Raw genomic sequence first — 11,523 nt, forward strand, 5'->3', positions numbered from 1 at the left:
ACTACATTTAAGTCTTGTTTTTCCACACCTCAAAGTACATATTTTGAGTAAAACAAGAAAGGCTAGCCGAGTAATCGACTAGCCTTTTAAACTATCTACTTTTGAGACAGCCTCTTTTTTGGCTTCAACTGAAAGTTAGTTCCTATTGCGCAAGTAAAGAGATTCTAGAAAATTCTTTGGTAAAGTGTATTTCTCGTAGTTGATTTTTGGAAGCTAAAACTGATTAGATTTGAATACTTCTGCCACCAGTTGAATTCTATCAAAAACTCTGAAAATTGCTTTGTATGTTTAAGACAGAATTAATAACGCTATCTCATTCAACCTGTGATTTCTTGTATGCAATTTAAGTGCGAATCAGTGCAGGTAGTTTGAAAGACAATTGAAACGAGATAAGTTAAATTCTGAAAGGGAGTTAAACCAAGGAGATAAGGATACCGCAAGAGTATTCCTATTAGTAGAGTAAATTATATTATGAAATTGATTGGAGTAGATATTGGAGGATCTCACATTTCTGCAGCTCAGGTGATTTTGGATAATCGCCATGCAGAAATCGCCAATTTCCATGAAGCTGATGTAGATACATTCGGAGCTAAGGATGCTATCATTTCAACTTGGACAGAGGTGGTAAGAAATGCAGCCGGAGAATCAATAAACTATAGCGTAGGCATCGCCATGCCGGGTCCCTTCGATTATGATAATGGAATTTCTCTGATTAAGGATCAAGGCAAAATGGCTGCGCTGTACCAAAATTCTGTTAAAAATTTATTAGCTGAAAGTTTGGGTATGCCAGCATCCCAACTAGCTTTTACTAATGATGCTGAGGCATTTTTATCGGGTGAAAGTTATGCTGGAGCAGGTAGAGATTTTCAAAACTCTATTGGGATTACCTTGGGAACAGGGCTCGGTTCTGCAATTAAAATTCATGATGTAGTGAAAGATGCTAAGCTGTGGACTGCGCCGTTTAGAGATGGAATTGCTGAGGATTATCTCGGAACAGCTTGGTTCAAAAAATATGCTTCTGAAAGATTCGAACTTGAGATTTCAGGAGTGAAAGATCTTCTTTCCCAAGATTTTGATTCAAATTCCGCCAAAAAGATTTTTGAGACTTTTGGCAGAGCATTGGGAGAGTTTTTATTCCCATATTTGATCCGGTTGCATGCTGAAGGAGTAGTGCTGGGAGGGAAGATAAGTTTGGCCTCAGAAATTTACCTTCCTACAACGCAGGGATATTTGGAAACCATGGGCTATTCAGTTCCTTTTACCATTTCAGAATTGGGTGAAAGAGCAACTTTAATCGGTGCTTGTTTGCCTTTTTTAGAAAAGTGATCTATGAAGTTAATTAAATTGAAATCGTTCGTAGTTGCCGTAATCCTGTGTTTTTTGTCATTCTCCGCTTTTGCGCAGGAAAAGTTTGATCTGATCATTGTTGGGGGTGGAGCCAGCGGTACAGCAGCAGGAATTGCAGCCGGTAGATTAGGTACGAATACATTGATTATTGAGCCTACCACTTGGTTAGGCGGAATGCTCACATCAGCTGGAGTATCGGCGATAGATGGAAACCATAAGCTTCCTTCAGGAATTTGGGGTGAATTTAAGTCGAAATTGGAAGAATACTATGGAGGGCCTGAAAAACTGGCAACCGGCTGGGTGAGTAACACCCTTTTCGAACCCAAAGTAGGAAACCAAATTCTTCAGGAAATGGCAAAGTCAGTAGGTGATTTGACAGTTTCATTTGAAAGTGATTGGAAATCTGTAAGTTATACCGAATCGGGCTGGACGGTTTCTTTTTCTAAGAATGGGCAACTCTATGAAGCAATAGCCCCTATGTTAATTGATGCTACTGAACTTGGAGATGTAGCTGCGTCTCAGGGCTTGCCCTATAGATTAGGTATGGATTCCAGAGATGAAATTGGGGAAACCTTTGCGCCAGCGGAAAGCAATACTATCATCCAGGATCTGACTTATGTGGTGACACTTCAGGATTACGGGAATGGTGCTGATAAGACTATTTCCAAACCTTCCAATTATGATCCGGATGAGTTTGCATGTGCCTGCGCACATGCTGATCCTATTTCGGATAATGTGCCAACGCTGGATTGTGATAAGATGCTTAACTATGGCAAGCTCCCGAACGGAAAATACATGATCAATTGGCCGAATTGCGGAAATGATTATTACGTCAACATAGTAGAGATGAATCCTGAGGATCGTAGCGAAGCTCTCGAAGCAGCAAAGCAAGCAAGCCTCAGGTTTATCTATTACATCCAACATGATCTTGGCTATCAGCATTTGGGGATAGCAGAGGATGAATATCCGACTGAAGATAATTTGCCGATGATTCCCTACCATCGCGAGTCCAGAAGGTTTTATGGATTGGTTGATTTTACATTACCCTATGTACGAACTCCGTATGAAGCACCAAGACCACTTTATCGAACTGGCGTTGTGGTGGGAGATTATACAATAGATCATCACCACAAAAAGAATCTAGAAGCTCCTGCAATTGATTTTATCAAGATTAGAGTGCCTTCCTATACTGTGCCTTTAGGAGCATTGATACCAAAAGATCATCCAGCTTTGATTCTTGCAGAAAAGAGCATTTCTGTTTCTAATATTGTGAATGGAGCCACCAGACTTCAACCTGTCGTATTGGGTATTGGTCAAGCTTCCGGGATTCTAGCATCAGTAGCGGTAAGAGAAAAGAGGGAATTGGAAGATGTTTCCATCCGCGAAGTTCAACAGTTGCTGTTGGATCAGAATGTTTATATCATGCCTTTTTTGGATATTAAGCCTGAGGACAAACATTTTCAAGCAATGCAGAAAATCGGAGCTACAGGGATTTTGAAAGGAGAAGGAGTGCCTTATCTTTGGGCAAATCAAACCTGGTTTTACCCGGATCGAAGGGTAAGCGAATACGAATTAGTCGATGGATTGAGACTATTTTTTCCAATTTTGAAGGATTTTTGGGGAGCTTCTGGAGCATATGTGACAGTCGGGAGATTTCAAAATCTAATACATATCGTCCAGCCAAATTCAACTTTAATGGATATAGCTCAAGCGTGGGAACGGAGAGGATTAGTCGGTGAATTTACCAGTGAAATCAAACTCAATAGACAGCAAGTTTCAGTTTTGCTGGATGAGTTATTGGATCCTTTTTCAATTGAAGTGGATTGGCACGGAAGGATATTTATTGAAAGCAAGTGAGTTTATTCTATTCTTCCAGCCTTTCTTAATCCAGTTCCTTCAGTTTTCGTCAAGGCATCACCCATATCCGCTCTTGCCTCATCAGCATATTGATTTAATCTTGCCAAGATTTCAGAATTACTTTCTGATACATCAGTCGTCTCATTGGGGTCACTACTAAGATCAAAAAGTGCAGCTGTTTCCAACTTCAGCATGTGGTATTTAACTGGAATCCCATCGTTTCTCATAGTTGCTCCTTCCGGGATACTTCGATAGGTATGTGGCAAAACAAGTTTCCATTTGCCAAAAATTACAGCTTGCAACTCATTTCTGTTGTAGTACGCGAAATACGGTTTTGACTCCATTTCTTTGCCTTGCAGCATAGGTAAGATACTTCTACCATCGATTGTTAACTCAGGGAGCTTTGACCCCGTGATCTCAGCTAAAGTTGGAAGAATGTCAATCGTCATAGCCGCTTGTTCCTCTACTTTTCCAGCAGGAAAATGATCAGGCCAAACAAAGATCCCCGGTTCACGGATACCACCATCCCAAGAAGTTCCTTTTCCTTCTCTTAGGCCACCCGTTAAGCCAGAGTGCCCTCCATAGGAAAGCCAAGGCCCATTGTCTGAAGTGAAAATTATAATCGTGTTTTCTGCTAGGCCAAGTTCCTCTAATTTTTTTCTTACTTGACCCACTGACCAGTCCACCTCCATCATCACATCACCATAAAGACCCTGTTCAGATTTTCCTTTGAATTTATCAGAAACAAAAAGCGGTACATGGGTCATAGTATGTGCCAAGTACAAGAAGAAGGGTTGATCCTTACTTTCCTGTATGAACTTGATCGCCTCTTCTGTATAATTAGTTGTAAGCATGCTTTGATCGTCAAGCGTGTCTATTACAGCAGTATTTCTATACAAGGGGAGTGGAGGATAATAATCTTTAGCCTCAGGGTGATGCGGCCACATGTCGTTGGAGTATGGAAGCCCATAAAAGGAATCAAATCCTTGCTCTGTAGGAAGAAAAGGAGCGCGATGCCCTAAATGCCATTTTCCTACCATGCCAGTGGCATAGCCATTTGCTTTGAGCATCTCTGCTATGGTCGTTTCCTCAGGATTCAATCCATGCTGTGCAGTATGATCCAAAGCTCCAAAAATCTCTAATCTATTAGCGTATGTTCCGGTTAATAGTGCTGCCCTAGAAGCAGAACAAACTGCATGCGGTACATAAAATTGGGTAAAGCGAACACCATCTGCCGCCAGTTGGTCGAGATTTGGGGTTTTCCAATCTGTAGCTCCGTACACTCCTAGGTCGCCATAACCCATATCATCAGCAAAAATTAGGACGATATTGGGTTTGGAAGGCACTTCAGTTATTTCCTTCTCTTCAGTTTTTGTTCCACAAGAAATACAATATACCAGCGTAATGAGTAATAAAAAAAGGGAAGCAGAGTGGGTAATACGCATAGTTTGGGAATTTTCTATTTAATTCTTATTTCTTCCAACTTTGGACCAGACCATTTCTCCTATTTTTTCTCCTTGTTTAATCCCTTCTTCTATTGCATCCCGAAAGTGGATACCTCCGTAAAGCCTAGAAATAGCAGCCTCCTCGGAAGCCTGTAAAAAGGATTTGAACGGCCGCACTGGAAGACCAAAGTAAGTTTCAGAGCTATCAATAAAATCAAAATTGTCCCCAAAATAACCTGTCAAAACAACGGCAGAAGCTCTACTGATCACGGAGTGGCCTGAGGTATATTCTGGAAATGGAGGTGTTTGCAGAAGGGGTCTCCAGCGTTGATCCAGTTTTTGATTGATCACCGTTTCTGGACGGATTCTATCCGTATCATATTTTGTCTTCCAGCAAGATATAAAAGCATCGTGCAGTGTCATGCTTACAAGTGCATGAACGTATGCTGTTTCTGCAAAAGATAAGCCCCCTTTTTGCGCAGCAATACCGGTGATTCCTATCCAGTGGCCTCCCGGAGAGATTTTTTTCACTCCAATAGCCATGTGGCCTGAAAACTCAACTTTGAATGGATTGCAATCCCAGAAATTAGCGATTAGCTTTTTTTCCTCATCTAATTCATTCGTAGTATTATATACTTCCATCAATTGCCGATGAAATGAGCTGCCTTCGCTCATGTCAAAAGGAACCATCGGAGTTGGTTCATAGTCTTCCAAATTCTGTATGAAAAAGGGTTTTATGGTTTTCCATTCAGGTTCTACCGCGGCGATGTAAGCTGGGGGCGTTGGATACCAGAATCCTTCTCCCGGTTGAGGAGTGTAGCGGGTCAATGTTGAAAGTTGTAGGTACCCATCTTTTTTAGCGACCTCCATTACTTTGGCAGCCACAGACAGTGCATAAGTCACATGTGCTTGCAGTTCTTTTTTGGATATTATTTTTGCCTTTAGAGCGATTTCTGTCCACTCTGTTTGCTTTTCTTTCAAAAGATAGCCGGAAGGCATGATGGCTTCACCGACTTTAAGCATGGCATATATTGCCGCAAATTCGGGAGAGCTGATCGCNGTCCACTCTGTTTGCTTTTCTTTCAAAAGATAGCCGGAAGGCATGATGGCTTCACCGACTTTAAGCATGGCATATATTGCCGCAAATTCGGGAGAGCTGATCGCTGGATCTGAGATTTCCCAATTCTGGTCTGCTAAATACGTATGTTCTAAGAGGTCTTGGTTATCAAATCCGTCTCCTGATTCTTTGGAGATCAGGTACGCAGCTAGGTTCGAATAGGCATAAATTCGCGCAGCCACGGGAGGACTCGCCACATCAGTCACCATCACTGTGGTAATATGAAATAGTTCCTGTGAATAGAGTTTGGGCCAGTTGATCTCCTTTGGCTTAGCAAATGAAGTATTCGTGGCCAAGCATAAGAGTATTAATAAAGCAAAGGGTGGTATTAGGCGTAGTCTCATTTAATGGTATAGCTTTGAAGAGGTTGCTGATTGATTCCAAAGAGAAGTTGGGTTCCTGTATTTGTTTTGATAGGCAAAATAGATTTTATGTCTCCTTTGATAGCTAGACCAGATTCGGCTGGACTAAGTGGAGTAAAATTTCCTTTTCCATCACCGAGTAGCACCAGTCCAAGTCCAGCATCCATCAATCCGATTCGTATTCTAGTATAGGTTTGATTACCTCCTAGAATCAAATCCAAGTTGCCATCCTGATTCAGATCAATTGGTAAAATACTAAAGATTGGAAATGATTGAACTATTCTTGGAAGAGATTTGACTTGGAATCCACTTCCAGTATTTTCTAAAACTACTGATTCTAATGTATTTGCTTCTAGTATCTGAGCATTTTCCAATTCCTGAACTGTAAAAAGGTCAGCCATTATAGCCTTCGAATAGGAGGCATAATCTGTGAATCTACTTCTCATACTTGCCATTTGATCTAGCAACTCATCGCGACTCGGGTAAGGATACATTTTGTCTCCTACAAAGCATTCTAGGATGGGGTCGATTGAGCCATTTTGGTCAAAATCAGCTGCGAATAGCCGAAGCTTTTTGATTTCATTTGCTTCGAATTGAGAATTGAGGCCGAAGTTTCCGGCAATCAAATCAATGTCCCCATCTCCGTCCATGTCAGCTTTGGTTATTTTGTTCCACCAGCCCGAAAGCAAAGAATTGAAATAATCGGAGGTTTTATCTTCTAAGCCAGCACCTGTATTGATCAAGACAGTGATCGGCATATATTCTCCTGCGAGAATCAAATCCATCTTTCCATCAGAATTCAAATCCATCAACTCGGACGAAGTGATTAATCCGAGTTTTCCTGCATTTGGTAGATATTCTTTAGTCTGATCCGTGAAATTCCCCTTACCATCATTGATGAGCATTTTGCTTTCAGGGATGATAGGGTATCGCCCTGGTATCAATCTAGCTCCTACAAATAAATCTAAGTTTCCATCTCCGTTTGCATCGAAAGCTTGGGCTGTACCTGTGCTAAATTTATAATCAGGAAATGAGGTTTGTAGCGTGGGTTTGCCAGTGCCATCGTTCAAATAAAGTCTATCCTGAAGGGATTCATCTGAAGCCAAATAATCATGATATCCACCGCTACCCACAAATAAATCCTGAACACCATCTCCATTAAAATCTTCGAAAATAGCTACTGCATCGGTGAATTCATTAGAAGATTTAAATCCGGAATAGTTCTTCCAGCTTCCGTTTTCGAAGGAAACTACTTTACCAGCTTGTCCTTTTGAGCCCCCAATAAATACCTCTGGATTTCCGTCCCCATTGAGATCTCCCTGGGATAAAACTGGGCTGATGTAGCTTGGCATAGTGAGCATCAGCGGCTGACGCTTAAAGTCATTAAACTGGTTTATACCAGGATTGTATTCGGGACCGATATCATTTTTATTCAACAAGGGAACTGGCCTTGTGGAGGCCTGAAAACTTCCAGAACTTTCTTTTTGAATCGTGAGGTGCTGATTGGCAGGAATGTTTTCGAGGAATTGTAAGGAGCCGTCTGGCCAAATGATTTTGATTGAAGGGACGGTGGTAATATCTCCTAATCCAAATTGAAGTCTAGGACTAACTGAGGATTGGAAACCCCGGACGGGCTGTACTTCTACCGTTTGATTTTCCTCGCCGGTAAACACTTCAACTTTTGCACCCAGTGCAAAAGTATTTGCTGAATTGTCTTTTAGGGAAATTTGCAACCAATTCTTACTTGGGCTGATATTTTGATAGATGGATGCTTGCTCATTTAGGTTATTGATCACCAAGTCGAGGTTTCCATCGTTATCCAGATCAGCGTATGCTGCACCACTTGAAAACCCTTTTTCAGCAAAGCCCCAATCTGTCGATCTGTCTATAAAGTTTAGGTTTCCGGCGTTTTCAAAAATATAATTATGAATCGGTGTGGAGGACATGCTCGTCACCAGATGAAGCGTGTCTGCCTTCTCATTTGCTATCGCTTGCTTGAAATAGTAGTCCCCTTTGTACTTTAAGAAGTCTCGATTGGTATAGTCCCGATAATAGCCATTGGTGATAAATAGATCCTTTTTGCCACTATTCGTAGCGTCAAAAAATAAGGCAGACCAGCTCCAGTCGCTGTTGGAGATGTTTGCAAGTTGACCCACTTCCGAGAACAGTCCTTCACCTTGACTTAGCTGTAGCATATTTCTCATGCTTTGATGGTAGAAGCCTTCCTTTATCATCAGGGCATATTGCTCGTAATTTTCGGGGCCATAGAGTAGTTTTTGTCGCTCGTTGTCTTCGGGGAGCATATCCAAAGTGAATATGTCTGGCATGCCATCATTATTGATATCCGAGATATCCGCTCCCATGGAGAAGTGAGAAATATGCTGAAAATATTCCGTCATACGATCAGTAAAGGTTCCGTCGCCATTATTGATATAGAGGTAATCAGGCTCTATGTAATCATTGGTGATAAGCAGGTCGGCCCAGCCATCTTGATTTACATCTGACGAAATAATACCCAAACCAAACCCCAAAGCCGAGCCTTTAATGCCTGCTTGCTCACTAATATCGATGAATTTCCCATTGTCATTTCTGAAAAGCTTATCTCCGGCATAAGGATGTCGGATTGTTTTGACTTCACTAAATTCAAGTTCATTGATAGCCTCAATGTGGTGATTCAGTAAGTACATGTCCAGATCACCGTCTCTGTCAAAATCAAAAAATAAGGCTTGCGTGCTATTTGACGGATCGGCTAGACCATAAGCTTTTGCTTCCTCCTTGAAAGTAAAATCACCTTGATTGATCCAGAGTTCATTTGCCCTTGCTTCAGGATTTCCTTTTCCAGAATAGCATACATAGATATCCAAAAAGCCATCTCCGTTCACGTCAGCTATGCTGACACCAGTTGTCCAGATGTTCTTTCCGGCTACTCCAGCAAATTTTGTTTTATCCTCGAATTTCCAATTTCCTAGGTTGCGGTACACTTTATTGGAAGACATATTTGCCGTAAAAAATAGGTCTTCTAAACCGTCGTTGTCCAGATCTCCTACTGCTACACCACCGCCATTATAGAAGTATTCATAGCGTAAGATATTATTTCTCTGGTCTTCTTTCAGCTGATTTTTGAAAGAGACACCTGATTTTTTAGGGGATACTTTTTCAAAATTAGCAGGAAAAGATTGAGCTAGCAGGTGGTTTGCTTGCAGAAGCAAAAGTAAAGATCCTAATGTCAGTAGTAAGACCGCTTTAGATTTGATAAGCAAATTCATGAGTAGTTACAACACAGAGATTTAGTCTAATCAATTGATTATATCTTCGAAAAGTTTTTCATTCACAACAGCAACACCACCTAACAGGCCAACATCTTCGCCTAATTTATAAAGGACAATCTTGGATTTTTCCCGTGATTTTGCCATACTATAAATATTTAATGCTTGTTGAATTGGAGTGATTAAATATTGATTTGCTTCAGCCACTGATCCACCTATGATTATTAACTCGGGATTTAGAACCTGGATGAGCATGGAGATTCCTCGCCCGAGGTCCAAACCAGCTTCTGATAGAATGGTAATTGCTCTCTGATCACCTGACAAGGCAGCATCTACTACTAAATTTGGCATTATGTCACCTTCGTGGTTTCTCGCCATTCTCGCTAAAATGCTGTCTTTATCCAGTTTAATGGCTGCCTCAGCCATTTTAACGATAGCTGTGCCAGATGCCACAGCTTCTAGGCAGCCCTTTTTTCCGCAAATACAAGTCACATCTCTGGATTCAAAGATAGGTGAGTGACTGAATTCGCCGGCAAAACCTGATGCACCTTGGTATAATTTCCCATCAATGATAATTCCCAGCCCAATTCCCCAGCCAATAAAGAGCCCAAGAACATTTTTATAACTATGATCAGTTGCGAATTTGAATTCAGCTAAAGTCATCGCGCGTGCATCATTTTCAAGGAATATTTTTTTAGAAAATCTAGTCTCTAGGTTTTCAAGAAGAGTTTTTTCCCCAAATCTTAAATACGTATAATTCACTCCACCAATAGAATCCGTCAAACCGGGCATGGAAAATCCCATCGCTATTACTTTGTGAGCGGGTATGTCGGTTTTGATGAGGTATGCTTCTATCAGTTGACATAAATGGTCAAATGTTTCCTTTTCGTTGTCTAAGCTGATTCTATGACTTTCCTTTTCAGTGACTATGGTATGATTGCAAGAGTAAAGCGCAAGGTTCATATTGAACTTTGAGAGATCCACCGAGAGAACGTAGAAGGCATCAGGAGCCAGCCTGTATAAGTCAGGTTTCCGTCCGCCTTGAGATTCAGCACGTCCTTGTTTGATTACCTCTCCGCTTGACATCAAGTCTCCCAGTAATGAATTAACAGTGGGTAAGGAGATGCCGACTTCAGCGCATATTTCGCTAGCTGTATTAGCTCCTTTGATATACAAGTTCTTGATTATCTTAATTTTATTGACGTAGCTTTTGATTTCTACCACTCCATCCATTTTTTGGATTATTTCTTGAGGATTTATTAGGTGCATAGGTCTATGTTATGCCTGAATTACGGGAATTTTTGAGTTTCAAAAAAGCACTTTTTTAAAAAAATAAGATAACATCACTTTATTTTTTGTGATTTGGCTGAATTCTCGTGTAGGGCTATGTCATTTTTCATAAAAGATTTCAAATGTGAGAATACTGTCGTGTAATTTATTTTTCAAATGAAATCCTTATTTTTGAGGGTCACCTATTTAAAATAAGTATGAATTTGATAGCTATCAACACCGGACTTAGCAAAGAAGAGGTCTTTCAGAAAGTGGAAGACTTTTTGACTGTAAAAGGATTTAGAATTTCTAAAGTTGATCAGACTAGACCATGGGGAGGTTTTTTTGTTTTAGAGGAAAGCCAAATTCTTGAATTCAAAACCATGTTTTTCCACGATGTTGACCTTTCAGAGCAGCAATTGGAGCAGAAGCTAAGCCCAAAATTTTTATTAGTGGCACCTGGAGCACGACTTTCATGGCAATACCATTTCCGTAGAGCGGAACTTTGGAAGCTAATCAATGGGGAATCAGGAATTGTGCGTAGTGAATCGGATGAGCTTGGGGATTTGGAGAAAATGGTACTTGGTCAGACGGTATCCCTGAAGAATGGTGAACGCCACAGATTGGTTGGCTTAGATACTTGGGGGATAGTGGCCGAAATCTGGATGCATGTAGATCCGGAAAACCCATCTAATGAGGAGGATATAGTTAGATTGGAAGACGACTACTCTCGTAAATAAAAAAAGTGGCTGTCTCATATTGATTTTCATTATTGGAGACAGCCTTTTTTATTCAATAGAGGCCGATTTCAGGAAATCGGTCTCTATTTTTTTGACTACTGTTTAACTCTTTAGCAATAG

General features: G+C 40.9%; 7 protein-coding genes. 3 read left to right on the forward strand and 4 right to left on the reverse strand.

All coding sequences use genetic code 11. The features are described 5' to 3' along the window. Positions 1-471 precede the first annotated feature (471 nt). Positions 472-1,326 carry an ROK family protein gene (locus U3A58_RS21225; RefSeq protein ID WP_323826405.1) on the forward strand — a complete coding sequence of 285 codons (855 nt, stop codon included), beginning with the start codon at positions 472-474 and terminating at the stop codon, positions 1,324-1,326. Positions 1,327-1,329: 3 nt separating this feature from the next. Beyond that, positions 1,330-3,204: an FAD-dependent oxidoreductase gene (locus U3A58_RS21230; RefSeq protein WP_323826406.1), complete on the forward strand. Its 1,875-nt coding sequence runs from the start codon at positions 1,330-1,332 to the stop codon at positions 3,202-3,204. A gap of 2 nt (positions 3,205-3,206) precedes the next feature. On the opposite strand, the gene U3A58_RS21235 is transcribed toward U3A58_RS21230, so the two are convergent. The 4 genes from U3A58_RS21235 to U3A58_RS21250 all read right to left on the reverse strand — a co-directional run bounded on the left by U3A58_RS21235 (position 3,207) and on the right by U3A58_RS21250 (position 10,663). Next, positions 3,207-4,649: a sulfatase family protein gene (locus U3A58_RS21235; RefSeq protein ID WP_323826407.1), complete on the reverse strand. Its 1,443-nt coding sequence runs from the start codon at positions 4,647-4,649 to the stop codon at positions 3,207-3,209. Positions 4,650-4,667: 18 nt separating this feature from the next. Continuing rightward, positions 4,668-6,110 carry a vanadium-dependent haloperoxidase gene (locus U3A58_RS21240; RefSeq protein WP_465038368.1) on the reverse strand — a complete coding sequence of 481 codons (1,443 nt, stop codon included), beginning with the start codon at positions 6,108-6,110 and terminating at the stop codon, positions 4,668-4,670. After that, a complete protein-coding gene (locus U3A58_RS21245; RefSeq protein WP_323826409.1) occupies positions 6,107-9,394 on the reverse strand; it encodes a VCBS repeat-containing protein in 3,288 nt (1,095 codons plus the stop codon). Before U3A58_RS21245 ends, U3A58_RS21240 begins: the two co-directional genes overlap by 4 nt. A 30-nt stretch (positions 9,395-9,424) precedes the next feature. Continuing rightward, positions 9,425-10,663, reverse strand: coding sequence for an ROK family transcriptional regulator (locus U3A58_RS21250; RefSeq protein ID WP_323826410.1), 1,239 nt, complete (start codon positions 10,661-10,663; stop codon positions 9,425-9,427). A 218-nt stretch (positions 10,664-10,881) separates the two neighbouring features. On the opposite strand from U3A58_RS21250, the gene U3A58_RS21255 reads away from it, so the two are divergent. Further along, positions 10,882-11,403 carry a cupin domain-containing protein gene (locus U3A58_RS21255; protein ID WP_323826411.1) on the forward strand — a complete coding sequence of 174 codons (522 nt, stop codon included), beginning with the start codon at positions 10,882-10,884 and terminating at the stop codon, positions 11,401-11,403. Positions 11,404-11,523: the final 120 nt, after the last annotated feature.

The sequence above is a fragment of the Algoriphagus persicinus genome (genome assembly GCF_035156415.1).
GTDB lineage: Bacteria > Bacteroidota > Bacteroidia > Cytophagales > Cyclobacteriaceae > Algoriphagus > Algoriphagus persicinus.